Origin of the sequence: Sphingorhabdus sp. (assembly GCF_029865925.1) — a bacterium.
Lineage (GTDB): Bacteria > Pseudomonadota > Alphaproteobacteria > Sphingomonadales > Sphingomonadaceae > Sphingorhabdus_B.
The window spans coordinates 61,255-86,400 of sequence record NZ_JARXAI010000060.1; the positions used below are offsets into that span (position 1 = coordinate 61,255).

Sequence of the window (25,146 nt, forward strand, 5' to 3'; positions counted from 1 at the left end):
ATGACACACACAAAAGGCAAAAGCATTGCAGCTTACCCCGCAGCCGTTTATGTCGACCGTAAAGTGAGAGGAAGCCCAATGTATTTCGCGAAAAAATATTTGATTGCCGCATGTATTGTTACAGCCATCCCTGCACAGGCGGCGGCACCGATATCCGGCCGCTGGATCACGCAAAGCAAGGATGGCGTAGTTGAGATTTACCAATGCGGCGCGGCATTGTGCGGCAAGCTTGCGAAATTTTTGGTTAATCCTCCTGCTGGTCCGGGCGCAAAGGACATTAACAATCCCGATAAGACATTACGCAGCAGGACAATTTTGGGTCTAAATGTCCTGACTGGTTTCAAAGCCGATGGCGACCAATATAAGGGCCAGATTTACGATCCGAAGTCTGGTAAAACCTACCGCTCGATTGTCTACAAAGGCAAATCCGGCAATCTCGTAGTTAAGGGATGTATTGGACCTTTTTGTCAGGCCCAGACATGGACGCCGGCGGGTTGAACATCATTTTTGCTGATATGCGATAGAGGCGCATCTGGATTTGGCGTTGATCGGGGTGCTCGCGCCAATATCCCGATCCTTGCATCTCCTCCAATGACAGCCAAAGCAGTTCACGCGCCGCGATGATTTCGGCGCTATTGCCCTTCATTAACGCGGTTTGCAGCTGCACACTTCGGTGCTCCAGCTTGGCCTCTGCCATCATTGTCATCGTTTTCCCCTTTCGGGAGATTACGACCATCTGCGTACAGAATTTAGTTTCCGAACATTAGTTAAGGGCGCAATTTCCATCCTGAACGGAGGAGGAAATAACAGATAAGCCCAAGCATGGTGTTCAACGCCAGTAGCAAAAGCGCACCCAAAACAACGGGGCTGTCCGCACTGCCGATGAAGCCATAACGAAAACCCGATATGGCGTAGAAAAACGGATTGGCGTGGCTGATCGCTTGAAAGGTCGGCGCCAGCTTATCGACCGAGTAGAAGGTACCGGACAAGAGTGCTGCTGGAGTAACAACGAAATTGCTTACCGCGGCGGCATGGTCAAACTTCTCCGCCCAGATGGATGTCAGGACGCCAATCAGCGCCAGCATCGTCGACCCCATCAAACCAAACCATAACACAGCCCAAAAATGCGCAGGTGTTACATTGACGCCTGGCCAAATTGCCATGGCGAGCCAGATAGTCGTCCCGACCAGAAATGCCCGCGTCACGGACGCCCCGACAAGCCCCGCCAGCACTTCTGCATTAGACAAAGGCGGCATCAGATAATCGACAATCGTCCCCTGAACCTTGCCCACAAGCAGCGAAAAGCTGGAATTGGCAAAGGCGTTTTGCATCATACCCATGATGATCAGGCCCGGCGCAATGAAATCCGCAAAGGAAACACCCAACACCGTTGGCTTGACCTTGCCAAGCGCGACAGTAAAAATGATGAGGTAGAGCAACGTCGTGATGGCAGGTGCCCACACGGTTTGCAGTTGCACCTTAAAAAAGCGGCGTACCTCTTTCATATATAAGGTTTGCAACCCGATCCAGTTTACATTCCGGATATGGCGTTCGCCATCAGGCAGTTGCACAACAGGGTGTGCATCCCTATCTTGGCCAGGAGCGCTTTTATGGTGGATAGTCATGGCGCAATCGACTATCGGCTTGCAGCGATAACCGCAAGGCGCAATTGCGCCGCATGCGCGGCATATACAACTAGCTATTGGAATCGAATTTATGTCCTGGACCGACGAGCGGATTGATCAATTAAAGGCGCTTTGGGACAAAGGCCTGACCGCGAGCCAGATTGCAGAGGAACTTGGTGGCGTGAGCCGCAACGCAGTTATCGGCAAGGCACATCGCTTGGGCCTGAAATCCCGCCCTTCGCCTGTTAAGGCCAATGATGCTGACAAGAAAGCTGCGCCTAAAAAGGCTGCGCCTGCCGCGGCTCCAGCCAAAGCGCCTGCCGCTGCAGCCCCTGCCCGTCCCCGCCCAGCAGCGCCGGCTGCAGAGACTGTTGCGCCCGTACGTGCGGATGACGATACCGCAGAAGCGCCCGCACCGCGCGTTTCGTCGTCACCACGCGTCGTGTCGATCGGACCCGGCGGTTTCATGCGTCAGGGCCCCGGCGATCAGCAGGCACCCATCCCGCCTGCCCCGCCACGTCGTCTTGTACCTGCTAAGCCAAGTCCCGAAATGGCGGATAAAACCTCCTTGCTCGATTTGAACGAGCGTATTTGCCGCTGGCCACTTGGCCACCCCGGTGAGGCAGATTTCCACTTCTGCGGTGTGCCCGTGAACCCTGGCTTTCCCTATTGCGTCGAACATTGCGGCCGTGCCTATCAGGCGCAACTTCCGCGCGGTGTGCGTCGTCCTCCACCCCCCATGCCATTTGGCGGACCACGGGTTCGTTAAGACAGCGGCGAGATAAAGCGTGGATCATCCATTTGCTGATCTCATCGGGTTGACTGTAGAACAACAAGACGACGGTAGCAGCACGCTTCTGCTGCCGGTTGATGGCCGACATTTCAATCCGCACGGCGTTGTGCATGGCGCTGTCATTTACGCGATGGCGGACACTGGCATGGGCGCGGCGCTCTATTCAACGCTTGATGCCGGATATGCCTGCGCTACGGTTGATATCTCGATTAGCTATTTCCGGCCAGTCGTGGAGGGCCAGTTGCTGTGCCAAACCGTTTTGGATAACAAGGGCCGAACGGTCGCCCATCTAACCGCCCGAATCACACAGAATGACAAGTTGATTGCGCAGGCGAGTGGCAATTTTGCCATTATGTCCATGCCCCCGGAAAGACGCTGATCCGGTTTATTTCCACAGCCGAGTATCGTTCGGCTGTTGCGCGGCCGACTCTCCCGCGCCTATAGCATATCTATGACCGATGACCTGTTTGGCGGGAGCGCAGCCGCAACCGCCGCATCCAATGATTATACCGCTTCAGCGATTGAAGTGCTGGAGGGACTTGAGCCGGTTCGCCGTCGTCCCGGAATGTACATTGGCGGCATCGACGAAAGGGCATTGCATCACCTTGCCTCAGAAGTGCTCGACAACTCTATGGATGAGGCTGTCGCCGGCCATGCCAGCCGTATCGAGGTCCATCTGGGCGTTGGCAATCGTCTGACCATCACCGACAATGGGCGCGGTATTCCCGTCGACCCGCATCCCAAATTCCCGGATAAATCGGCGCTTGAGGTCATATTGACCACATTGCACTCCGGCGGGAAGTTCACGGACAAGGCCTATGCGACGTCAGGTGGTTTGCACGGTGTTGGTGTGTCGGTCGTCAATGCCTTGTCGATCGACACTTTGGTTGAAGTGGCACGCAACAAGCAATTATATCGCCAACGCTTTGCCCAAGGGCATCCGGTAGGCAAGCTGGAGGAGCTCGGCCCGACCCCCAACCGGCGAGGAACGACGATTGCGTTTACCCCCGATCCCGAAATTTTTGGTGCCGACGCAAAGTTTAAGCCTGCGCGCCTGTTCCGTCTTGCGCGGTCAAAAGCCTATTTATTTGCGGGCGTGGAAATTCGTTGGCGCTGCGATGCGGAACTGGCCAGCGCAGATGTGCCTGCCGAAGCGGTGTTTCAATTCCCCGGCGGTCTGTCCGACCATTTGCGTGAGCAGCTTGGTACCCGCGCCTGTGCCACAACCGAATTCTTCGCCGGAACGCAGGATTTTCCCGACGCGCAAGGGCGTGTTGAATGGGCGATTTCATGGCCCTTATATTCGGACGGTGCCTATAGCTGGTATTGTAACACCATCCCCACGCCCGATGGCGGTACGCATGAAGCGGGCGTGCGCGCTGCGCTTACAAAGGGATTGCGCGCCTTTGGTGAATTAATTGGCCAGAAAAAGGCAGCGCAGATTTCGGCAGAAGATATCTTCAACGAAGCCGAATTGATGCTGTCGGTGTTCATCCGCAACCCGCAATTCCAAAGCCAGACCAAGGACCGGCTGACCTCGCCTGAAGCCACGCGGCTTGTCGAAAACGCCGTGCGTGACCATTTCGACCATTATCTTGCCGGCAATATGGAACGCGGCAAGGCGTTGATGGGCTTCATTCTTGAGAAAGTAGACGACCGCCTGCGCCGGAAAGCAGAGCGCGAAGTGAAGCGCAAAACCGCAACATCAGGCCGCAAGGTCCGCTTGCCTGGCAAGCTTACCGATTGTGCATCGGATGACCCCACCGGCACCGAATTGTTCATCGTCGAAGGCGACAGCGCAGGCGGCAGCGCCAAGCAAGCGCGCAACCGCAAGACGCAGGCGATTTTGCCGATCCGGGGTAAAATCCTGAACGTTGCTTCTGCCACCGCCGAGAAGATCCGGGCGAACAATGAAATCGCCGACCTCCAACTCGCGCTTGGCTGTGGCATACGCAAGGACTGTAACCCCGACAATCTGCGCTATGAACGCATCATCATCATGACCGACGCCGATGTCGATGGCGCGCATATCGCAACCTTGCTGATGACATTCTTCTTTCAGGAGATGGCGGAAATTGTGAAGGCTGGACATCTGTTCCTCGCCCGCCCACCGCTCTATCGCCTGACGCATGGCAGCCAAAGCGTGTACGCCGCCGACGACGCCGATCGCGCCGAATTGGAAGCGACTGTGTTTAAGGGCAAGAAGGTCGATGTTGGCCGCTTTAAGGGATTGGGCGAAATGAACCCCAATCAGTTGAAAGAAACGACGATGGATCCGGCGACCCGATCGCTGATCCGCATCACTTTGCCGCATGAATATGAACGCCGCGCCATGGTGAATGATCTGGTCGACCGCCTGATGGGCAAAAATCCGGAGCACCGGTTCAACTTCATCCAAGAAAACGCCGCGCAGCTGGATGAAGACACGATTGACGCTTAAAACGGCGGTAGTTTCTTACCCCGTCAATGCCTCAACCAACGCCTTCACCTTTTTCTGCCGCCATTGCGGCAAGGGGGCCAGTAGCCAGTAAGCGTCATCGCTTTCCCGCGCATTGTCCGTAGCGCGGACTTTGCCGCTCGCCAAATCGGCCTCGGCAAGCAGAAGCGGAACGGTCGCCTTGCCCAGCCCGATCGCCGCGGCCTCAATGGCCAGGCCAGCATCGGCGAGGCGCAAGGCAGCAACCCCATCGACCATCGGACAATTGGGCCAGCTGATTGGTGTTTCTGCCCCGCCCTCTGGCGCGGCAACGGTGACATACGCGCCCGCGGCAAGCCGAACACCCTCATGTTCGCCGGGGCCCGTTGTCAGGCGGATGGCGAGGTCCAGATTGGCCTCGGTAAAATCCACATCTTCGTCCGCAGCGACCAACGTGAATCGCGTGTCAGGGTTGGCCTTGCTAAAGATCGCGAGCCGGCCGGCCAGCCATTTGGCGGTAAAATCACGCGGCGCGGCGATGGTAAGCGCATTGGATGATTGCCCAGCCTGCATCGCGCGAACCGATTCTTCGAACTGAAGGAACCCTGCGCGCAAGGCATCAAGGCCATTTGCGGCCTCGTCTGTGAGTTCAAGCCCTTTGGGGGTGCGGCGGAACAGGACAACGCCCAACATATCCTCAAGCGCGCGTATCTGTTGCCCTACGGCTGCTGGCGTCACGGCAAGCTCGTCCGCAGCCTTCGTAAAGCTTAAATGGCGGGCCGCTGCGTCCAGCACGCGCAGACCGTTCAAGGGGAGATGCGTGCGCTTCATCGCTGCATGCTCATCGTGCCGTGGCCGGTGCCACCAGTGTGAAGCGCGGAATCTCCGCAAGGAATGTCGTGCCGTCTTCGCGTACGAAGCGATATTGCCCCTCCATCATGCCGCTGGGTGTCGGTAGCGGGCAGCCGGAGACATAATCATGGCTTTCGCCAGGGAGAAGAAGTGGTTGTTCGCCAACAACGCCGTCGCCATCAACATGGCTTATCGTGCCGCGGCCATCGGTAATCCGCCAGTGCCGTGTCATCAACTGCACCGATTCTGCACCGCCATTTTCGATGCGGATATGGTAGGACCAGAACCAACGCCCTTGGGCTGGCGTGGATTGCTCCTCTAAAAAGTTCGGCGATACGCGTACGGTAATGCCATCTGTAGTGGCGCTGATCGCAAAGAATGCATCTAGGATGCTAGTCATAAACCCGCTGCCTTCAACGCCTGATCAAGGTCTTCGATTAAATCTGCAGGGTCTTCCAAACCAACGTTGATCCGGATCAAGCCTTCGCCCACGCCCATGGCTTCGCGGGCTTCGGGGCCCATGCCGTGGTGCGTCGATGACGCGGGGTGGCACATCAGGCTGCGCGCATCGCCAATGTTGTTCGATATGTCGATCAACTGCAGCCCATTGAGCAAAGCATGCGCTTGCTTGCGACCGCCATCGACGGAAAACGCAAAGATCGGGCCGCATGCCTTCATCTGCTGCATCGCGAGTGTATGTTGCGGATGGCTTTCAAGCCCGGGGTGCATGATGTGCGGCACCCGCGCCTCAAGGAATTTGCCAACCTTAAGCGCATTCTCCGACTGCCGCATGGCACGCAGTTCCAACGTCTCGAGCCCCTTATGCACCACCCAAGCGTTGAAGGGCGACAGGTTTGGTCCCGTGTTGCGCTGAAATGGCAACAGCACCTCATCCATCCATTTCTGGGAACTACACACAGCGCCGGCCAGAACGCGGCCCTGCCCGTCCATCAACTTCGTCGCGCTATAGGCAACAACGTCGGCGCCATAGTCCATCGGGCGCTGCAGCACGCTGGTGGCAAAGGCATTGTCGACCACCGTGGTAATCCCATGTTCCTTCGCCAGCCCGCAGACATGGGTCATGTCGACAATATCCATCGTCGGGTTCGCAGGCGTTTCAAAGAAGAACACTTTCGTATTCGGCTGAATCGCCGCCTTCCACGCATCATTGTCGCGGCTGTCTATCGTGGTCGTGCTGATGCCCCATTTGGGAAGCAAATTGTCGGTCAGCCAACGGCATGAGCCAAAGGCGGCGCGCGCGGCGACGACATGGTCACCCATTTGCAACTGGCACAATAACGCCGTTGTCATGGCGGCCATGCCCGTGGCCTGCGCGCGGCAGGCTTCGGCCCCTTCCATCAGCGCAATGCGTTCTTCGAGCATCTGGACAGTCGGGTTTTGCAACCGCGAATAGGTCATGCCGTCTTGTTCACCAGCAAAGCGGGCCGCAACGGTTTCGGCGTCGTCATAGGTAAAGCCCGACGACAAGAACAACGCTTCAGACGTCTCGCCATACTCGCTGCGCCATGTGCCGCCACGCACCGCTTGGGTGGCGGGTCGCCAATGCTTCGTAATTTCGCGATTCTGGCCTGTAGTTTTCTTCATGGGTTCGCTTTTCGTGGAGTGCGGGGCTCAGGTCAAGGCAGCAAGAACGGCATCACCCATTTCGCGGGTTGAGTGGCTGCCGCCAAGGTCAGGCGAACGTGCGCCTGCGGCAAGTGCCTTGGCCACAGCAGCTTCGATACGGTCGGCATGCTCCGCCAGGCCAAGCGAGTATCGCAGCATCATCGCGGCGGACAATATGGTGGCGAGCGGGTTGGCCTTGCCCTGTCCTGCTATATCGGGCGCACTGCCGTGAATAGGCTCATACAGACCCTTTTGCGTGGCATCCAAGGACGCGCTGGGTAACATTCCTATGGAGCCAGCGCACATGCTTGCCTGATCGGACAAGATGTCGCCGAACAAATTACCCGTGACGATAACATCAAACTGCCCGGGGTTGCGCACCAACTGCATCGCGCAATTGTCGACATACATGTGGCTCAACGCGACTTCGGGATATTCGGCATGGGTTTCGATCACAACATCGCGCCACAATTGCGACGTCTCAAGCACATTGGCCTTGTCCACCGAGCAGAGTTTCTTGCCGCGCGCCATGGCGGTTTCAAAACCGACGCGGGCGATGCGGCGCACCTCATCCTCATTATAAGACATGATGTCATAGCCTTCCCGCTTGCCATCGGCAGTTTTGCGCATGCCTTTTTCCCCGAAATAAACGTCGCCGTTCAGTTCACGGATGATGATCATGTCGATTTGTGTGGCCACCTCCGGCCGAAGCACACTTGCGTCGACAAGCTCGGGAAACAAAGTGGCTGGGCGCAGGTTGGCGAACAAGGACAGTTCCTTACGCAAGCCCAAGATCGCCTGTTCAGGGCGCAAATGGCGTTCCAAGCCGTCGCAATCAGGGTCGCCCACGGCGCCAAACAATATCGCGTCGGCGCGCTTGGCGAGGGCCAGCGTATCCGCAGGCAAAGGATGGTCTGTTGCTTTATAGGCCGCACCGCCGACAAGCGCTTCTTCAAACGTCAGCCCATCTATGCGCAACGCATCCAGCACGCGCCGTGCTTCGGTAATGACTTCGGGACCAATTCCGTCCCCAGGTAACAAGGCAATAAGCATAGACATAAGTACAAAACTTTCTTGTCATGCTGAACTCGTTTCAGCATCTTACTTTCAAAGCCGGTATTAAGACCCTGAAACGGGTTGAGGGTTACAGGCCAAACTTTATCCCTCCCCTGCCAATAGCAGCGGGCTTATGCAACCGCCCTTTTCAACCGCTCCACCAAGCGTTCGCGCGCCGCCATCACGTCGGCGCGGCGGTCGCCCAGGACATGCGCCACCAGACGTTTGCGCGTCTGCGCCATCATCGCCACGGGCGCGCTGTCGGTATCATGGTCCTCGGCATAGCCAAGCTCGGCCAGCAACAGCGTCTCATATTGGGCAACAGCCCCCGCCCACACCCGTGCCGCAGGGGCAAGCTCAATTGCCGAGAGCAGGCCGTCAATGGCGCTATGGACCCGCGGATATGGGGCGCCTTCTGCCAATGTAGCCGCCGTCAGGGCCGTGACCCAGTCAATTGCCGCAATCGCCAGCGGCTCGCCCAATAAATGCGCGCGGCTGTGTAATGGTTCGGGTGTAAGGCGCGCCAATTGCCCCGCTATGCGCGTGCGCCATTCGCCCTTAATGACATTGCCGGGGATAAGGACAGGCCGCAACTGCCGCCCGCGCGCGCCTTGCACATAGCCAGCGAGCATACCGTAGTCCGCCGTAAACGCCCGCACGATCGCACCCGTTTCACCATGGTTGCGGACAGCGCAGATGATGGCAGATGCCGAAATATCCATGCGCCCTCATGCCAAGACTGCGGCGTGAGGGGAAGTGCTATCCTGCGTCCGCGTCGACCACGAATAGAGTCGCGTCCTGATATTTTTCGGCAGCCGGTTCGAACAAGGCGTCGATTGCAAACGGCTGGTCTATTAACTGGAGGTCGTTCAGCCCCGACAAATGAAACGCACCCAACTTCTTCTCACGGCGAAGCTCACCATTTTTTTCCAGTATCACGGCATCCACGAACAAGGCGCTGTGCTTGGAATACAGGACATGCGGGGCCAGCTTCATCGCAACATTATTGTACACCGCAGTGACACATTTTTTGAGCGCGATAGCTTCAAGCAATAGCTGATTGTTTGTCATGCGCTGTCTGTATCGAACCCGCGGTGCGGCGCAATCAATATACTGCGCGGCGCGCTAAATATTTATTGTGCTTTGGCATGCCCTGCGATCAGATCAACCATGCGCCCAACTTGCGACGGCGGCAAATCATGGGCCATTTCCGGGATAATCTCCAAACGCGCATTGGGCACGAGCCGCGCAATGTCTTCGCTTCCCTCTTTGGGGACAAGCGGGTCAGCGCCCCCATGCACGACTAAGGTCGGCACTTTAACGATTTTCAGGCGGCTCACGCGGCTACCGTCGGCCATGATCGCCAGCAACTGCCGCTTCATGCCGATGGATAATAGCTCCGGTCAAACGCGCGCGCAGCCATATCCTCAAACGCACTATTGGGCCGTTTCTTATCGGCGTAGGAAATCGTTTCGAGAGACTCAGCGCCCAAGCGCACTGCCTGTTCGCGCGTCGGGTTGGACGGGCGCGGCGCCATCAACCGCTTGCGTATATCGGCGCGCGGTCCTGGAAGCCCCGCCCGCCCGCTGGTGGACATGATGGACGTCATCGTCAATATCCGATCCGGATGATGTGCCGCCATCAATTGCACGATCATGCCACCCATTGATGCGCCAGCAATATGCGCCTTTGCGATGCCAAGCGCATCCAGCAAGGCAATGCCATCCTGCATCATGTCCGTCAGCGTGTACGCTGCCCGCGTCGGCAAGCCAACGCGCGCCTTGACCATAGTCCAGATCAGATTGGGTGCGGGCGCTCCATCCATGCGTTGCGACAGGCCAACATCGCGATTGTCATAATGTATAACGCGAAAGCCCTGCGCCAACAGCCCTTGAATCATATCCTCGGGCCACGCAATCATCTGCGTCCCAAGCCCCATGACGAGCAGGATCACTGGCGCATCGGCAGGTCCGCTTTCTTCATAATAGATATCGATATTGTTCGCGCGGACGGTCGGCATATGTCTCTCCCTGTCGCGCTTTTGTACTCAGCCAATTCACAACTGCAAGCGATAGTCATCCGTTGCTATGATAGTAATCATATACCGTTTGCGCGACGGCGGCGGATACACCCGGCGTTTTTTGTAAGTCTTCAAGGCTGGCGTTGCGCACCGCGCGGGCCGTGCCAAAATGCATCAGCAACGCCTTTTTGCGCGACGGGCCAATGCCCGGCACTTCATCAAGCGGGCTGACGGTAATGGCCTTGCTGCGCTTGGCACGATGCGCGCCAATGGCAAAGCGGTGCGCCTCATCGCGCAATCGCTGCAAATAGAACATGACAGGCGCGTTGACGGGCAGCGTAAACTCGCGGCCATCGGGGAAATGAAATGTCTCACGCCCGGCATGACGGTCAGGGCCCTTTGACACGCCGATAAAGGCAACATCCTCGACCCCAAATTCGCGCACGATCTGCATGACGGAGCTCATTTGCCCTTTGCCGCCGTCGATCAGGACGAGGTCAGGCCAGTTTTCGTCGCGCTCCTGATCGGCATCGTCCGCCATCAACCGGCCAAAGCGCCGCGCCATCACTTCGCGCATCATGGCGAAGTCATCACCCGGCGCAGTGTCGGGGTTTTTGATGTTAAACTTGCGATACTGGCCCTTAATGAAGCCTTCCGGTCCAGCGACGATCATCGCGCCAAGCGCGTTGGTCCCTTGAATATGGCTATTGTCGTAGACTTCGATCCGCCGCGGGGGTTCGGGAAGCTCGAACAGGTCAGCAACCTCTTGCAGCAATTTGCCCTGCGTCGTGCTTTCGGCCAGCTTGCGATCGAGCGCTTCTTCGGCGTTGCGCGTGGCTTGTTTTACAAGGCGCACCCGGTCACCGCGTTGCGGCACGCTAATCTCAATCTTGCGCTCGGCGCGTTCGGACAACGCCTGCGCCAACAAATCCGCCTCTGTCAGTTGCCTGTCCAGAAAAATGCATTTTGCGGGCGGGACATCTTCATAAAATTGCGCAAGGAAGCTGGTGAACACTTCATCCTCGTTTATTTCCGCAACATGGGCGGGGAAGAAGGAGCGATGCCCCCAATTCTGCCCACCACGGATAAAAAACGCCTGAATACCCATTACGCCATTGCGGTGCGCCAGCGCGAATATGTCTGCATCGCCTACACCTTGAGCGTTAATCGCCTGCGACCCTTGAATGAAGGTCAGCGCCTTTAACCGGTCACGGACCATGGCGGCGCGTTCGAAATCAAGCGCTTCGGCGGCGGCCTCCATTTCCTGCGCCAGCTTTGCCTGCACAACGGAGGATTTGCCATCGAGAAAGGATTTGGCGTCGGCGACAAGGCTTTCATACGCGCTGTCATCGATACGCCCGACGCACGGCGCCGAACACCGTTTGATTTGATACAATAAGCAAGGCCGGTCGCGGTTGTTGAAGAAACTGTCGGAGCAACTGCGCAACAGAAACAGTTTCTCCAGCGCGTTTAGTGTCTGGTTGACGGAGCCGGCGCTGGCGAACGGCCCATAATATTGGCCCTTATGCCGCCGTGCACCGCGATGTTTTTGAATGCGTGGAAATTTATGGTCCGCACGCAACAATATGAAGGGAAAGCTTTTATCATCGCGCAACAGCACATTGTACGCGGGGCGGTAACGCTTGATCAATTGCGCCTCAAGCAACAGGGCCTCCGCCTCGCTGTTGGTAGTGACGATAGTCATGGAACGCGTCAGCGCCACCATCCTGCGCAGGCGGTTGGGCATCCGGTCGATCTGCACATAGTTGCCGACCCGGTTCTTTAACGCTCTAGCCTTGCCCACGTAAAGCACATCACCGCGTGCATCATGCATGCGATAGACGCCGGGCTTTAGCGGCAGGGTCTTGAGGACATTGCGGATCGCGGCAATGCCGGTGTCGAGATCAGGCGTGTCCGCGCCCCGCACCGCATAGGTCGCCTTTTCCTCGTTAAAGCGGGAGGCCGCGTTTGGCTGGTCGGGACGTTCGGCTTTGGACATGATGCCTGCCATGTAGGCGGAGCCATTGGCAGACTCAATCTCAATCCCGCGAATGTGCGGGATGTAAGCTTAGTTTAGCTGCGCGATCGATTCGTCGATAAGCGCTGCGTCGGCCTTGGCATCATGATGCACGGCGATAAGTTGCGTAGCAGCAGCAGCAGCCGCCATGGCCGCAGTCTTACGCACATCGGCAATCGCGGCGCGTTCAGCGGCGGCGATTTTTTCCTCGGCTGCCTGTGCACGACGGCCAATCAATGCCGTTGCATCGGATTTGGCGCGGGCAACAATCAACTTGGCTTCTTCTTCCGCCCCAGCCTTCATCGCTTCGGCGTCAATTGCCGCCTGCTTGGCCTTGGCTTCGTATTCAGCCTTGATGGTTTCAGCTTCGGCGCGCAGCGCTGTTGCTTGGTCCAACTGCTGCTTGATGCCTGCAATCTGTTTATCCAACGCACCTGCGATCATGGCAGGAACCTTTTTCCAGATGGCCAGCGCAAGCACCACCAACATCGCCAACGCGACGAGCATCGTAGCGTCAAAGCCAAGCGCCGATGGCGTGGCATGTTCGCCGGCCGGTGCTGCCTCTGTACCCGCATGGGTCATAGGGACGGCGTCGTCCTCCAACATATCAAGTGTCTTTTCGGCTTCCTGCAATTTGGCTGCGGGTGCTGCCATATCGCTTGCGGGTGCCGCTGCGGTGGCCACTTCGGTTGCAATATTGGGATTAGCCATGCGACATTACCGCCTTCACTGCTGTTGCGGCTTGCGCAGATGTCACCTTAGCACCGGAAACCTTTGCAACGATATCCGCCGCAGCGTCTGCCGCAACGGCTTCAATGCCTGCCAATGCCTTGGCTGTCGCCTTCGCCAGTTCGGCTTCAGACGCAGCGACCTTAATGCTGATTTCGGCATCGGCCTTCGCCAGACGCGCATCGGCGTCCTTTGCGGCCTTCGCCTTGGCAGCGGAGGATTTGGCTTGCGCCTCGGTCCGTGCCGCCGTGAGGTCGGCAGCACCGCTGTCGCCCAGATTGTCGGCCTCTGCCCGCGCACGCTCAGCCGCAGCAAGGTCGTCCGCAATCTTACGATCACGCGCGTCCATGCTCGCTTCAATTTTTGGCAACATGCCATGACCGATCGTAAAATAGATCAGGCCAAAGACAATAAGCAGCCAAAAAAACTGCGATGCATAGGTTTCAAGGATCTGACTAATCTGGGGCATATTACGCGCTTGTCCTTATGAAAGAATGCCCCGGCATTGTGCCGGGGCGAAACCGTCAATTAGGCAACGAAGATCAGAATCATCGCAACAACGAACGCAAGCAGACCGAGAAGTTCGGCAGCTGCGAAGCCGATGAACAAACGACCCTGCTGACCGTCCGCTGCTGCAGGATTGCGCAAAGCGCCCTGAAGAAACGAACCGAAAACGTTACCAACACCACCAGCGGCGAGGCCGGCACCAATTGCTGCAAGACCTGCACCGATCAATTTTGCTGCTTCTGCGTCCATGATAATAACTCCTGTCAAAAATACATATGGGTTGTAGAAAAAACTCAGTGCAAATTAACCGCGTCGTTGATGTACAACGAAGTCAAAAGTGCAAATACATAGGCCTGAATGGCGCATACCAGCAGCTCAAGGAGCGTGATACCGATCATCAGGATGAAAGAAGGGATGCTGACAACCAATGGCACCCAAGCAGCTTCTGCGTTGAGGCCGTTGATGACGAAGCCCGCCAACACCTTCATCAACACGTGCCCAGCTGTCATGGCGACAAAAAGACGAAGTGCGAGGCTGAATGGACGGATAAGGAATGAAAATAGTTCGATCAGCGGGATGAGCCAAAGCAACCACCAAGGTGTGCCATGTGGCACAAACAGGCTGAAAAAGTGCAGGCCATGCTTCCAGAAACCAACGATCAGAACGGTACCAAAGCTGATAACCGCAAGCACGGCGGTGACCGTCAGGTGGCTGGTGACCGTGAATGGGTGCACGCCGGGGACGATACCAAATGGCATCATGCCCATGAAGTTTGCCATCAGGATGAACATGAACAGCGAGAACACCAAAGGCACATATTTTTTGCCTTCGGGACCAACGCTTGAGGTCAGCATATTGTTGACGAAGCCAGTTACGCCTTCGACCGCCATCTGCCAGCGACCGGGAACCAGGTCACGTTTCATTCCGCCCCACATAAACAGCCATAAGGCGCCCAAAACGAGGATCATGAACAACGAGGAGTTTGTGAAGGAGACGTCGTATCCAGCAATATTAAGCTGCGCAAGCGGCTCAATCTGGAACTGGTGCATCGGATCGATTTTGCCGCTTTCGCCTGCCACGTTCACTACCCTGTTTTTTCCACACCCAAGCGATTTCGCGTGGGCATAATATACGACTTAAGCGCCCAGACTATTCCGGACGCTCCCCTGAGATTTTTATAATGTTCCTGAAGGCGACTGCGATGCCCAAAAACATGCAGACCAACAGAAGCGCAGGCGAAGTACCCAGCAAGCGGTCAAACAACCACCCAACCAGTGCACCACCAGCAGGACCAGCGATTAGCTCAGTTAAAACCCTGTTCCCCTGCCGCATTCCTTTGGCGGGAACCTGATCTTTACCTGCGCGTTCTGCTTCGGCCTTCCGCGCCGCTTTCAGCTGCATGTCTAACGAATCGAGCCGAGCGTCACTTTTGCCTTTGCCATCCTGCCCGGAATTGTCCGACATCATGTGAGTCCATCCTCTTTAACAAAGGGAACCACCACGAAATCGGGGCAACCCCGCCTAGGCATCGGCGCTTTAGGAGAGCGTCTGCGCCAAGTCAACAGCGCGCACGCAAGAATGTTGCAATGCAACAGGTAGGGGATGAGCATCCGTGCCCCAGCGGGGTTTTAAGACGGTATTACCCTTATTCGGGAACACGCGCCTGACGCTTAATTCAGGTTCAGGGGCAGCGCGGGTCTAATTCTGGCGCGCTGCCATCGCGGGTTTTCCATTGGCCCTAAGGTGTTTGGTATTTTTCGTCCGCAACCTTGCGTTCTGCAATCAAGCGACAGACGCTACAACGATTTAGCGGGTGGCAAAACAACCAATGCTCCCGCATAGGCCCGATATGCCATCACAGAATCCAGCTAAGAAAACCATCGGTCCACGCGAACTCACGGTCATGATGTCATCTCTCATGGCGCTCAACGCACTTGCGATTGATGCCATGTTACCCGCATTCCCCGCAATGGTCCGCGGGCTTGGCATCGCCGAACCTAACCAGATTCAATATATAATTTCGACCTTTTTGGCGGGCACTGGGATAGGTGCGCTGATCTACGGTCCACTGTCGGATCGTTATGGCCGAAAGCCAATTTTGCTAATCGCGACCCTTGGCGCTGCGATTTTTTCATTGGCCTGCTCGATAGCGCCAACGTTTGAAATCATGCTTATGATGCGGTTTGCACATGGGCTGTTGGCTGCGGCGATGGGCGTTCTCGTCATCTCGGTCATCCGCGATCAGTTTGAAGGCGATGCCATGGCGCGGCGGATGTCGACAATCTTTCTCATATTCATGATCGTGCCCATCGTCGCGCCAACGATTGGTCAAATGGTGTTGCTTTTCGCTGGCTGGCGGGTGATTTTTGACCTGATGGCCTTCATGGCCGTCGCCGCGTCGATCTGGGTCTATGTGCGGTTGCCCGAAACCTTGGCGCCAGAAAATGTCATTCCTATTCAACCACACGCGCTCGCCAAAGCATGGAGGGTCGTCGTCCTGAACCGTAATTCGGCTGGCTATATGATTGGGGCTGGCGTCACGCAGGGCGCCCTGTTTGGCTATCTCAACAGCTCGCAGCAGATGTTTGATCGAGTATTCCATGCCGCGGATTTCTTCACCATTGGCTTTGCCATAATCGCCATCGGCATTGCTGCATCGAACTTCACCAATTCGCGCATCGTCGAACGTTTTGGCGCGCGCCGTGTGTCGCAAACTGCGCTGCTAACCTTTATCGCGCTGGGTGGCTTGCAATTGCTAGCGGCCACTTTTGTGCCAACCTCGCTTCCGATCTTCTTGGTACTGCTCACGGGTAATATGGCGATGATCGGATTTATCGGTTCGAACTTCTCGTCGATTGCAATGACGCCCTTTGGCCATGTCGCAGGCGCGGCATCATCGTTCCAAACCTTTGTACGTACGGCTCTTGCCGCATCTCTTGGTGCATTTATCGGGCAACAGTTTAACGGCACTGTCTTTCCCGTTGCGCTTGGTTTTTTCAGCTGCGGGCTCGTAACGCTTGGCCTTGTCCTATGGTGCGAAAAGGGCAAGTTGTTCACGCGGCCCGGGACCACGCAGTCTATTCCCATCAACTTGCATGATTAGGGCAAAGAAAAGGGGCACCAAAGCGCCCCTTATTCCTAATATATATTCCCAGTTCAGACCACAGGTCTACCCTCGATCGGTCGTTATGGGGTGTCTGCATTAAGGTCGTGCACTTCGTCCCGGCCCTGTCCAACATGGCTCTTTTTATAACCATAAAGATAGTAAATCACGATACCGATTCCGCCCCATATCGGCAAGACCATCATAGCCTCGAACGGCAGATTTAGGAACAGGAAGATACAGCCGGCGATTGTCAACGGACCAACCAGCCAAAGCGCGGGTGTCTTGAACGACCGGACGCGGTTTGGTTCCGACTTGCGTAGCATCATGACCGCAATTGCCACCATCATGAACGCGTAGAGCGTCCCGGCATTGGCGATATCTGCCAACTGGCCTACCGGCAGAAACGCAGCGGCGAAGGCGACGACAGCACCGGTAATCGCAGTAACGACATAAGGCGTTTTCCACTTTGGATGGATCTTCGACAGACCTTCCGGCAGCAGACCGTCACGCGACATCACAAAGAAGATGCGGGTCTGCCCAAAAAGCAAGATGAGGATAACGGAAGGCAATGCAACAAACGCTGCGATACCAAGCATGTTGCCAATTGTACCGAAACCTATCTGACGCAGCACATGCGCCAGCGCTTCGTTCGAACAGACAAGCATGTCGCTATATTGCGGAAGCGCACACTGGACCGCCAATGCCTCAGAACCCGCAGGGAATGGTATGCCGTTTGGTCCCATGATCGGCTGACCGCCGATCGTGCCAACAGCGCCGGCAGCAACGAGAATGTAGAAGACCGTACAGAATCCAAGCGAGCCAATTAGCCCGATTGGCACGTTGCGTTGCGGGTTTTTCGTTTCTTCAGCAGCCGTCGAAACGGCATCGAAGCCCACATAGGCAAAGAAAATCGTTGCGGCTGCACCGACAGCACCAACGCCTGAACCAAAGCCACCGAAAACGCCAGCCGGCAGGAAAGGATTGAAGTTGGCCATTTCGGCTTTTGGCAAAGTCAGAATGATAAACGCGGTCAACGCCGTTACCTTGATTGCCACAAGAATCGCGTTGAATTTGGCAGATTCATTGGTCCCAATCATCAAGAGCCAGGTCATCAGCAAAGCGATGATAACCGCTGGCAGATTGATAATACCGCCATCGGCGCCACCAAGTACCAATGGCCCTGCCGCCAAAGCTGCCGGTAACTGAATCCCGAAAAATTCGTTCAATATCGTGCCACTGAAATAGCCGGACCATCCGACCGAAACCGCGCTAGCCGCGACCGCGTATTCGAGCACAAGCGCCCAACCAACCGTCCAGGCCAGCAATTCGCCCATAACGGCGTAGGTGTAGGTATAAGCCGACCCTGCCACCGGCAACATTGAAGCAATTTCAGCGTAGCAAAGTGCCGCCACGATGCAGATTGCGCCTGCGATGGCGAACGCCAGCATCAGACCTGGCCCTGCCTTTTGCGCGCCTGCAGCGGTTAATACGAAAATGCCCGTGCCAATGACACAGCCGATTCCGAATAGCGTTAATTGAAACGCGCCAAGCGTTCGGTGGAGAGCTTTCTTCTCCGCCGTCGCCAAAATGGCGTCGATTGATTTCGTACGACCAAAGATCATTATTTCACCCCTCACGGATAATTGACTGAGCGCGAACCTAGCCGCTCCCTCGCGTCACGCAACTTAATTTCACCGAACAAGCATCGGTCCGAGCGGTTTTCCACCAAAAATATGGACATGAAGGTGCGGGACTTCTTGATGGGAATCGATTCCGATGTTGGCGAGCAGGCGATATCCGGTCTCAACCAACCCCATTTCGCGCGCAACATAGCCCACGGCACGCACAAATCCGGCTATTTCGGCGTCGGTGGCTGTGGTGCTGAAATCATCCCAGCTGACATAAGCGCCCTTGGGAATGGCAAGGACATGCTCAGGCGCTTGCGGGTTTATGTCGTGAAAGGCGAGTGCCCATTCATCCTCGAACACTTGGCGGCATGGTATTTCTTTGCGCAGGATTTTGGCGAAGATATTTTGGTCATCATATTCCAAAGTCGGGTCAATCGGCATGTCTCACTCCCCAATATTGCTGCGCGCCGCCTTTTCGACGAGGCCGGATACGCCCTCTCGGCGATCTAGTTCGGCCAGCACGTCATCCCATGACACACCGCATTCGCGCAGCAATATCAGCAGGTGAAATATAAGGTCAGCGGACTCTGCCGTTACCTGCTGCGCATCCCCAGACATTGCAGCGATAATAGTTTCCGTGGCTTCTTCACCAACCTTCTGAGCAATTTTGCCCCGACCTTTAGTGAACAAGGATGCGACATAACTGCTGTCCGGCGCGGCGCCAGAACGCTGCGCGATGGTGTGTTCGAGCCGTTTGAGTGTGTCGGGCATCAAATATCCTTTTGCAGGGCTATGACCATGGCCTTGTCCTCGGCAGGGATCAACCCTTCGAGGACACGCCAAAAGCCGGTAACGGACTCTTGCCCTGCCGCAGCATAAGCCGACGCAAGGCTGCTCCGCAGGGCTTCAAACAACTGCGCCTCAAATTTGACGCCCTCGGGCGTCAGGCGCAGCAGTTTTTGCCGGCGATCAACATTACCCGTGCGCGTTTCCACCAAGCCCTTGTCGGCCAAATCATTCAGCACGCGGCCAAGCGATTGTTTGGTGATGGCCAGAATCTTAAGCAATGCGCTGATTGGCAGATCAGGCTGACGCGCGATAAAGTAGAGCGCGCGATGATGCGCGCGGCCAAGGCCATGTTCAGCCAAGCCATCATCAATCGCACGCGTAAGCCGCGTGTAGCCAAAAAACAAAAGCTCGACCCCACGCCGCACTTCATGTTCACGCAGGAACAGAGGCGACGCAGTGGGCGGGACAGAAACAGAAGATGGGACAGCCATATTGACGTATCTTGGCCTAGCCCATAGAACAGTGCAAGACCCTAATAGACGAGAACATTCATGACCGCTGGCGCCTTTCCTTTTGAAACCAACCCGAACCCGGTTGATCCAGCCGAGCGCGCCGCGCGGTTAACCGACCCTGGTTTTGGCCGGGTGTTCACAGATCATATGGTCACAATCCGCTATTCAGACTCCAAGAGCTGGCATGATGCGAAAGTCGGGCCACGCGGACCACTGACGCTCGATCCTGCGACTGCGGTGTTGCATTACGCTCAAGAGATTTTTGAAGGACTGAAAGCCTATCGCCTCGCGGACGGCGGAATGGCGCTGTTCCGCCCCGAACAAAATGCCCGTCGTTTCCAACGTTCGGCCAAGCGGCTAGCGATGCCAGAATTGCCTGAAGATATGTTCCTGCAGGCCTGCAAACAATTGATTGCGGTCGACAAGGACTGGTTCCCACCGGTGGATGGAGGCTCAATCTATCTGCGGCCCTTCATGATCGCGAGTGAGGTGTTTCTGGGGGTGAAGCCGTCTGCCGAATATCTGTTCATGGTGATCGCATCAGCCGCTGGCAATTATTTCAAAAGCGGCGCGCCTGCGATATCCATCTGGGTCTCCGAGCAGTATACTCGGGCGGCACCGGGCGGCACTGGCGCAGCGAAATGCGGCGGCAATTATGCTGCAAGCCTCGTGGCGCAATCGGAAGCCATTAAGCAAGGCTGCGACCAAGTTGTGTTTCTTGATGCAGCCGAACACCGCTGGGTCGAAGAACTGGGCGGCATGAACCTGTTTTTCTTGTTCGATGATGGGTCCATCATCACCCCGCCAGCCGACGGTACGATACTGGAGGGCATCACGCGCGATTCTGTGCTGACCCTAGCGCGGGAACAGGGGTTGACTGTGCGTGAGGAACGCTACGCGATTGACCAATGGCGTGCGGATGCGGAATCGGGCCGATTGGTTGAGACCTTCGCCTGCGGCACCGCTGCTGTCGTCACGCCTGTTGGAAAGGTGCAGTCAGCACAGGGCAGCTTTACCATCGGCGCAGGCGGTGCGGGGCAGATGACCCAGCAAATTCGGGCAAAACTTGTAGATATTCAGCGCGGAATTGCGGCAGACACCCATGGCTGGGTGCAGCGCGTCGATTAAGCTGTTGCGCAATAGGATTACCACGATATAAGCCGCGCGCAACGGCCAGATTACTGGCTTGCTGGGGCGTCGCCAAGCGGTAAGGCAGCGGCTTTTGATGCCGCCATTCGCAGGTTCGATCCCTGCCGCCCCAGCCATTCTTTACAAAAATTCTAACGAATTTCGTAAGACACTGTAAATCAGAGCAAAAGTTTCAACTTTTCCGAGTTTCCGGATGATTCATGACTTATTAACCCTTTTTAGTTCAAAGAGTTGGCACTTGCTGAAGGGTGGATTAAGTCATGAGAGTAGTTATTGCCGACGACCAGCCGGATGTCGTGGTGCACCTGACAGAGATCATTGAAGAACGGGGGCATGACGCAGTCGGTTTCAATGACGGCGAAGCTTTTTCCGATTCAATATCACGCGAAATATTTGATCTTGTTATTCTGGATTGGAATATTGAGAGCAAAAATGGCACACCCCTTTTCAATTGGATGTGCAAGGCGCTACCGAAACGACCTCCTGTCATTATCATGACCAACCGAGGGCAAAGCGGGATATTACAGAGGCGTTAACAGCAGGCGCGGATGAATATATTACGAAGCCTGAAGTCCGCTCCGTTATTACCGCGCGGGTTAATGCCTTGTTGCACAAAAGTGCTCCAACTGGCGCCTTTGATACCGAGATAAGCTGCGGACTCTACCTCATGAATAGGCTCGATCAGAGCGTGACCGTGCATGGAAAGACCATTCTCCTGACCGCTAAAGAATTTGAGCTTGCCGAGATGTTCTTCAAAAACGTCAATCGCACATTATCCCGCAATAACATCATCAAAACCATCTGGAGAACCCCGGAAAGCATGGCATCACGCACGCTGGATATGCACGTGTCGCGCGTCCGTTCGAAGCTGGACTTGCAGCTTCAGAACGGTTTTCGGATTGTTACGGTTTTCGGCTATGAATACCGGCTTGAGTCTTTTAAAACATAAGGCGCGGCAGGTGCTAAAAGGTTGGCCTAGCCTAGGTTGCCTTTTTGGCGCGCTCAGTCATTTCCTGGTTCAGCATTTCAGCCAGCAAGAATGCCAGTTCAAGTGACTGTGCTGCGTTCAAGCGCGGATCACAGTGCGTGTGGTACCGGTCAGCCAGACCTTCGTCGGTCACATCGACCGCGCCGCCCGTACACTCGGTAACATTCTGACCCGTCATTTCGATATGGATGCCGCCACCGAAACTACCTTCGGCACGGTGCACCGCGAAGAACCCGCGAACCTCCGCCAGGATGCGCTCAAACGGCCGCGTCTTATAACCGCTGGCCGATTTTACCACGTTGCCGTGCATCGGGTCGCAAGACCAAATGACGGGATGCCCTTCACGCTGCACAGCGCGCACCAATGTCGGCAACCCGCTCTCAACCTTGTCATAGCCATAACGTGAGATCAGTGTCACGCGACCTGCGGCACGCGCGGGGTTCACGGTGTCAAGCATGCGCAGCAAGGCATCGGGCTCAAGACTTGGCCCGCACTTAATACCAATCGGGTTGCCGATACCGCGCAGGAATTCGACATGCGCCGACCCTTCAAACCGCGTACGATCCCCAATCCATAGGAAATGCGCGGATGTGTCATACCATCCACCGGTCAGGCTGTCCTGTCGCGTCATCGCCTGCTCATAAGGCAGCAACAAAGCTTCATGGCTGGTATAGAAACTGGTGCCCTTAATTTGCGGCACGGTCTCTGGCGTGATGCCACACGCCTCCATAAAGGCCAAAGCCTCGCTGATACGATCGGCCGTTTCTTTATACTTTTGCGCCCATGGAGACCGGCCCATATAATCATGCGTCCAGGCATTGACCTGCTGCAGATTGGCATAGCCTCCATTGGAAAAGGCGCGCAGCAGATTAAGCGTCGACGCCGCCTGACTGTAAGCGCGGACCATGCGCGCTGGGTCGGGTTCCCGACCTTCGGCGACGAACTCAATATCATTGATAATGTCGCCAAAATAGCTCGGCAGCTCAACGCCATTGATCGTTTCAGTCGGCGTGGAGCGCGGCTTGGCGAATTGACCTGCCATCCGGCCAAGCTTCACAACGGGAAGCTTACCAGCAAAGGTTAGCACGACTGCCATTTGCAAGATAACGCGGAAGGTGTCGCGAATATTGTCGGGGTGAAACTCGGCAAAGCTCTCGGCACAGTCGCCGCCCTGCAGCAGGAATGCCTTGCCATCCGCAACCTTGGCGAGGTCCGCGGTCAGGTTGCGTGCCTCACCTGCGAACACCAGCGGCGGGTAATTGCGCAGCGTATGTTCTGTTGCAGCCAATGCAGCAGCGTCTTTGTACACAGGCATATGAATGCCCGTTGCGTCTCTCCAGCTGTCCGGCGTCCACGTCGCCATAGCGTATACTCCAACAATAATCGTTTAACATTTGCGCCCTTTAGGCCCATTATGTTGCTATAAGCAAGTTTTTGCGGCCAATTTGCGTTGGTTTTGTAAAATGCAACTAAGCTGGCGTCATTTGTCACATTGGCGGCTAAATTCCTTGTTGGCAAATTGCTTGAAAGCCGTCTATCAGACCGCTGAATTGCCTTAGCCATGCGTCGAAATGAGCACGGATGGCCAAAGCGATACGATTTTGAAGATATTGCGCGGGCCCGTTCCGCGACGCAAAAAGGACAGATAATGTCGACAGTCAAAAAGACAAATGGCGCAGGAAAAAAGCCTGCGAAGGCAGCCAGCAAGGTTAAGCCCGCAGCCCCTGCGGTGAGCGCAGCTCAGGATACAACCGAGGGTGAAGGCGTGCGTCGCCGCGATTTCATCCATATTGCAACGGTAAGTTTTGCCGGCGTTGGCGCCGCAGCGGTCGCCATGCCTTTGGTCTCGCAAATGAGCGCAAGCGCTGACGTGTTAGCCTTGGCCTCTATCGAAGTCGATGTCGCCGCCATTCAGCCGGGTCAGTCGATCAAGACCAGCTGGCGCAAACAGCCTGTTTTTATCCGTAACCTCACGCCCGCCGAAATCGACATGGCAAACAAGGTTGATGTAGGTTCATTGCGTGACCCACAAACACTTGCCGAGCGGACCAAGCCTGGCAAAGAAAATTGGTTGATCACGCTTGGCGTCTGCACCCATTTGGGCTGTGTGCCTTTGGGCGCTGCCGCTGGCGAAGTTAAGGGCGAATTTGGCGGCTATTTCTGCCCATGCCATGGTACGCATTATGATACCGCCGCGCGCGTCCGGAAGGGGCCAGCCCCGACAAATCTCGTCGTTCCGGAATTCGCATTCATTTCTGACACAGTCGTTAAAATCGGTTGAGGAGCTAGAACGTTATGAGCTTCCCTTGGGCACAAGAGTATAAGCCGCAGGGCACGGTAAGTAAGTGGGTCGATGAACGCCTGCCCTTGCCGCGTTTGGTTTTTAACTCACTCGGCGCAGGATATCCTGTGCCACGTAACCTCAATTATTTTTGGAACTTCGGCGTCCTTGCGGGCTTCGCTTTGGTTATCCAGATCGTAACCGGCATCGTCCTTGCCATGCATTATTATGCAAGCGTGGACGGCGCGTTCAACAGCGTCGAGCACATTATGCGCGACGTGAATGCTGGCTGGTTCTTGCGCTACGCGCACATGAACGGCGCGAGCTTCTTCTTTATTGTCGTCTACATTCATATTTTCCGGGGACTTTTCTACGGATCATATAAAGCGCCGCGTGAAATGATCTGGTTGCTTGGGGTCACAATCTTCCTTTTGATGATGGCTACTGCGTTCATGGGCTATGTGCTTCCATGGGGCCAAATGAGCTTCTGGGGGGCGCAGGTTATCACTGGCTTCTTCTCCGCCATTCCTTTGGTGGGCGAACCACTGCGTCAGTTGTTGCTTGGCGGCTTTGCGCCTGACCAAGCGGCGCTGAACCGCTTCTTCTCGCTGCACTATCTGATGCCGTTCGTCATCGCTGGCGTCATCATCCTGCACGTTTGGGCATTACACATTCCAGGATCATCGAACCCAACGGGCGTAAGCATCAAGGGCGAACAGGACACTGTTCCGTTCCACCCATATTACACGGCGAAGGACGGCTTCGGTCTGGGCGTCTTCTTGATCTTCTTTGTTGCAGTGACATTCTTTGCACCAAATATGTTGGGTCACCCAGATAACTATATTCCGGCGAACCCGCTGTCGACGCCAGCGCATATTGTGCCTGAATGGTATTTCTTGCCATTTTACGCCATTTTGAAGGCGTTCACCGTCGACTTCGGCATTCCGTTCACGGGCATCATCATCGTTCCGGCCAAGCTGATGGGTGTGTTGGCGATGTTTGGTTCGATCTTGCTGTTGTTCTTCCTGCCTTGGCTGGACACATCACCAGTA

Annotated in this window: 31 protein-coding genes and 1 tRNA gene; 11 read left to right on the forward strand and 21 right to left on the reverse strand. The window is 56.0% G+C overall.

Translation table 11 applies throughout. The features are described 5' to 3' along the window. Nucleotides 1-498, forward strand: a complete 498-nt coding sequence (locus QE270_RS05675; protein WP_300036464.1) for a DUF2147 domain-containing protein — start codon at nucleotides 1-3, stop codon at nucleotides 496-498. Here the strand turns inward: QE270_RS05675 and QE270_RS05680 are convergent. Together QE270_RS05680 and QE270_RS05685 are read right to left on the reverse strand one after the other, a co-directional pair. Next, nucleotides 443-706, reverse strand: coding sequence for a hypothetical protein (locus QE270_RS05680; protein WP_300036467.1), 264 nt, complete (start codon nucleotides 704-706; stop codon nucleotides 443-445). The genes QE270_RS05675 and QE270_RS05680 overlap by 56 nt on opposite strands. 61 nt (nucleotides 707-767) lie before the next feature. After that, complete coding sequence (locus QE270_RS05685; RefSeq protein ID WP_300036470.1) at nucleotides 768-1,625, reverse strand: ABC transporter permease; 858 nt, start codon at nucleotides 1,623-1,625, stop codon at nucleotides 768-770. A 91-nt stretch (nucleotides 1,626-1,716) separates the two neighbouring features. Here QE270_RS05685 and QE270_RS05690 point away from each other — a divergent pair, with 91 nt between their 5' ends. The 3 genes from QE270_RS05690 (at nucleotide 1,717) to parE (ending at nucleotide 4,858) form a co-directional block, all read left to right on the forward strand. After that, on the forward strand, nucleotides 1,717-2,394 hold the full coding sequence (locus QE270_RS05690) for a GcrA family cell cycle regulator (RefSeq protein ID WP_300036475.1): 678 nt from the start codon (nucleotides 1,717-1,719) through the stop codon (nucleotides 2,392-2,394). A 19-nt stretch (nucleotides 2,395-2,413) separates the two neighbouring features. Then, nucleotides 2,414-2,797, forward strand: a complete 384-nt coding sequence (locus QE270_RS05695) for a PaaI family thioesterase (RefSeq protein WP_300036478.1) — start codon at nucleotides 2,414-2,416, stop codon at nucleotides 2,795-2,797. 72 nt (nucleotides 2,798-2,869) lie between these two features. Beyond that, nucleotides 2,870-4,858: a DNA topoisomerase IV subunit B gene (parE, locus tag QE270_RS05700; protein WP_300036481.1), complete on the forward strand. Its 1,989-nt coding sequence runs from the start codon at nucleotides 2,870-2,872 to the stop codon at nucleotides 4,856-4,858. Nucleotides 4,859-4,873: 15 nt separating this feature from the next. Here parE and QE270_RS05705 read toward each other — a convergent pair whose 3' ends face one another. The 14 genes from QE270_RS05705 to QE270_RS05770 form a co-directional block, all read right to left on the reverse strand. Next, the gene (locus tag QE270_RS05705; protein ID WP_300036484.1) at nucleotides 4,874-5,665 is read right to left on the reverse strand and encodes a LysR family transcriptional regulator; all 792 of its coding nucleotides are present in this window, start codon (nucleotides 5,663-5,665) and stop codon (nucleotides 4,874-4,876) included. Between the two features lie 10 nt (nucleotides 5,666-5,675). Continuing rightward, nucleotides 5,676-6,086, reverse strand: coding sequence for a Co2+/Mg2+ efflux protein ApaG (apaG, locus tag QE270_RS05710; protein WP_300036487.1), 411 nt, complete (start codon nucleotides 6,084-6,086; stop codon nucleotides 5,676-5,678). Further along, nucleotides 6,083-7,291 (reverse strand): aminotransferase class I/II-fold pyridoxal phosphate-dependent enzyme, encoded by a 1,209-nt coding sequence (locus QE270_RS05715; protein WP_300036489.1) that lies wholly within the window; start codon nucleotides 7,289-7,291, stop codon nucleotides 6,083-6,085. The genes apaG and QE270_RS05715 overlap by 4 nt, the downstream gene beginning before the upstream one ends. 27 nt (nucleotides 7,292-7,318) lie before the next feature. Further along, nucleotides 7,319-8,365, reverse strand: a complete 1,047-nt coding sequence (gene leuB / locus QE270_RS05720) for a 3-isopropylmalate dehydrogenase (protein WP_300036550.1) — start codon at nucleotides 8,363-8,365, stop codon at nucleotides 7,319-7,321. 134 nt (nucleotides 8,366-8,499) lie between these two features. Further along, the gene (locus QE270_RS05725) at nucleotides 8,500-9,090 is read right to left on the reverse strand and encodes a recombination protein O N-terminal domain-containing protein (RefSeq protein ID WP_300036492.1); all 591 of its coding nucleotides are present in this window, start codon (nucleotides 9,088-9,090) and stop codon (nucleotides 8,500-8,502) included. A 37-nt stretch (nucleotides 9,091-9,127) separates the two neighbouring features. Continuing rightward, nucleotides 9,128-9,439: a hypothetical protein gene (locus QE270_RS05730; RefSeq protein WP_300036495.1), complete on the reverse strand. Its 312-nt coding sequence runs from the start codon at nucleotides 9,437-9,439 to the stop codon at nucleotides 9,128-9,130. Between the two features lie 62 nt (nucleotides 9,440-9,501). Then, nucleotides 9,502-9,750 carry an alpha/beta fold hydrolase gene (locus tag QE270_RS05735; RefSeq protein WP_300036498.1) on the reverse strand — a complete coding sequence of 83 codons (249 nt, stop codon included), beginning with the start codon at nucleotides 9,748-9,750 and terminating at the stop codon, nucleotides 9,502-9,504. Further along, nucleotides 9,747-10,388, reverse strand: coding sequence for an alpha/beta hydrolase (locus QE270_RS05740; RefSeq protein ID WP_300036501.1), 642 nt, complete (start codon nucleotides 10,386-10,388; stop codon nucleotides 9,747-9,749). Before QE270_RS05740 ends, QE270_RS05735 begins: the two co-directional genes overlap by 4 nt. 55 nt (nucleotides 10,389-10,443) lie before the next feature. Beyond that, complete coding sequence (gene uvrC, locus QE270_RS05745) at nucleotides 10,444-12,387, reverse strand: excinuclease ABC subunit UvrC (protein WP_300036504.1); 1,944 nt, start codon at nucleotides 12,385-12,387, stop codon at nucleotides 10,444-10,446. Between the two features lie 69 nt (nucleotides 12,388-12,456). Further along, nucleotides 12,457-13,059: a F0F1 ATP synthase subunit B gene (locus QE270_RS05750; RefSeq protein WP_300036553.1), complete on the reverse strand. Its 603-nt coding sequence runs from the start codon at nucleotides 13,057-13,059 to the stop codon at nucleotides 12,457-12,459. A 49-nt stretch (nucleotides 13,060-13,108) separates the two neighbouring features. Further along, complete coding sequence (locus QE270_RS05755; RefSeq protein ID WP_300036507.1) at nucleotides 13,109-13,603, reverse strand: ATPase; 495 nt, start codon at nucleotides 13,601-13,603, stop codon at nucleotides 13,109-13,111. A 59-nt stretch (nucleotides 13,604-13,662) separates the two neighbouring features. Next, on the reverse strand, nucleotides 13,663-13,890 hold the full coding sequence (locus tag QE270_RS05760; protein WP_123153826.1) for a F0F1 ATP synthase subunit C: 228 nt from the start codon (nucleotides 13,888-13,890) through the stop codon (nucleotides 13,663-13,665). A gap of 44 nt (nucleotides 13,891-13,934) precedes the next feature. Further along, the gene (locus tag QE270_RS05765) at nucleotides 13,935-14,690 is read right to left on the reverse strand and encodes a F0F1 ATP synthase subunit A (protein ID WP_300036558.1); all 756 of its coding nucleotides are present in this window, start codon (nucleotides 14,688-14,690) and stop codon (nucleotides 13,935-13,937) included. 100 nt (nucleotides 14,691-14,790) lie between these two features. Next, the gene (locus tag QE270_RS05770) at nucleotides 14,791-15,108 is read right to left on the reverse strand and encodes an AtpZ/AtpI family protein (protein WP_300036510.1); all 318 of its coding nucleotides are present in this window, start codon (nucleotides 15,106-15,108) and stop codon (nucleotides 14,791-14,793) included. Nucleotides 15,109-15,490: 382 nt separating this feature from the next. Between QE270_RS05770 and QE270_RS05775 the strand changes: the two genes are divergently transcribed. Further along, complete coding sequence (locus tag QE270_RS05775) at nucleotides 15,491-16,744, forward strand: multidrug effflux MFS transporter (RefSeq protein WP_300036512.1); 1,254 nt, start codon at nucleotides 15,491-15,493, stop codon at nucleotides 16,742-16,744. 83 nt (nucleotides 16,745-16,827) lie between these two features. On the opposite strand, the gene QE270_RS05780 is transcribed toward QE270_RS05775, so the two are convergent. From QE270_RS05780 to QE270_RS05795, 4 genes are all read right to left on the reverse strand, one after another. Then, the gene (locus QE270_RS05780) at nucleotides 16,828-18,369 is read right to left on the reverse strand and encodes an amino acid permease (RefSeq protein WP_300036515.1); all 1,542 of its coding nucleotides are present in this window, start codon (nucleotides 18,367-18,369) and stop codon (nucleotides 16,828-16,830) included. Between the two features lie 69 nt (nucleotides 18,370-18,438). Next, nucleotides 18,439-18,816, reverse strand: coding sequence for an HIT domain-containing protein (locus tag QE270_RS05785; RefSeq protein WP_300036518.1), 378 nt, complete (start codon nucleotides 18,814-18,816; stop codon nucleotides 18,439-18,441). A 3-nt stretch (nucleotides 18,817-18,819) separates the two neighbouring features. Next, nucleotides 18,820-19,146 (reverse strand): phosphoribosyl-ATP diphosphatase, encoded by a 327-nt coding sequence (locus tag QE270_RS05790; protein ID WP_300036521.1) that lies wholly within the window; start codon nucleotides 19,144-19,146, stop codon nucleotides 18,820-18,822. Next, nucleotides 19,146-19,655 (reverse strand): MarR family transcriptional regulator, encoded by a 510-nt coding sequence (locus QE270_RS05795; RefSeq protein ID WP_300036524.1) that lies wholly within the window; start codon nucleotides 19,653-19,655, stop codon nucleotides 19,146-19,148. The genes QE270_RS05790 and QE270_RS05795 overlap by 1 nt, the downstream gene beginning before the upstream one ends. Before the next feature lie 60 nt (nucleotides 19,656-19,715). On the opposite strand from QE270_RS05795, the gene QE270_RS05800 reads away from it, so the two are divergent. The 4 genes from QE270_RS05800 (at nucleotide 19,716) to QE270_RS05810 (ending at nucleotide 21,774) form a co-directional block, all read left to right on the forward strand. Next, the gene (locus tag QE270_RS05800) at nucleotides 19,716-20,804 is read left to right on the forward strand and encodes a branched-chain amino acid aminotransferase (protein WP_300036527.1); all 1,089 of its coding nucleotides are present in this window, start codon (nucleotides 19,716-19,718) and stop codon (nucleotides 20,802-20,804) included. A gap of 62 nt (nucleotides 20,805-20,866) precedes the next feature. After that, nucleotides 20,867-20,941, forward strand: a tRNA-Gln gene (locus QE270_RS05805). A gap of 144 nt (nucleotides 20,942-21,085) precedes the next feature. Then, complete coding sequence (locus QE270_RS10750; protein ID WP_366142253.1) at nucleotides 21,086-21,361, forward strand: response regulator; 276 nt, start codon at nucleotides 21,086-21,088, stop codon at nucleotides 21,359-21,361. Then, on the forward strand, nucleotides 21,283-21,774 hold the full coding sequence (locus QE270_RS05810; protein WP_300036529.1) for a response regulator transcription factor: 492 nt from the start codon (nucleotides 21,283-21,285) through the stop codon (nucleotides 21,772-21,774). Before QE270_RS10750 ends, QE270_RS05810 begins: the two co-directional genes overlap by 79 nt. A gap of 31 nt (nucleotides 21,775-21,805) precedes the next feature. Here the strand turns inward: QE270_RS05810 and QE270_RS05815 are convergent, their stop codons facing one another. Next, nucleotides 21,806-23,176 (reverse strand): class II 3-deoxy-7-phosphoheptulonate synthase, encoded by a 1,371-nt coding sequence (locus tag QE270_RS05815; RefSeq protein ID WP_300036532.1) that lies wholly within the window; start codon nucleotides 23,174-23,176, stop codon nucleotides 21,806-21,808. A gap of 285 nt (nucleotides 23,177-23,461) precedes the next feature. On the opposite strand from QE270_RS05815, the gene petA reads away from it, so the two are divergent. Together petA and QE270_RS05825 are read left to right on the forward strand one after the other, a co-directional pair. Next, entirely contained in the window at nucleotides 23,462-24,094 is a 633-nt protein-coding gene (gene petA, locus QE270_RS05820) for a ubiquinol-cytochrome c reductase iron-sulfur subunit (protein ID WP_300036535.1), read from the forward strand. 14 nt (nucleotides 24,095-24,108) lie between these two features. Then, the coding region (locus QE270_RS05825) for a cytochrome b/b6 (protein WP_300036538.1) at nucleotides 24,109-25,146 on the forward strand (1,038 nt) is incomplete at its 3' end.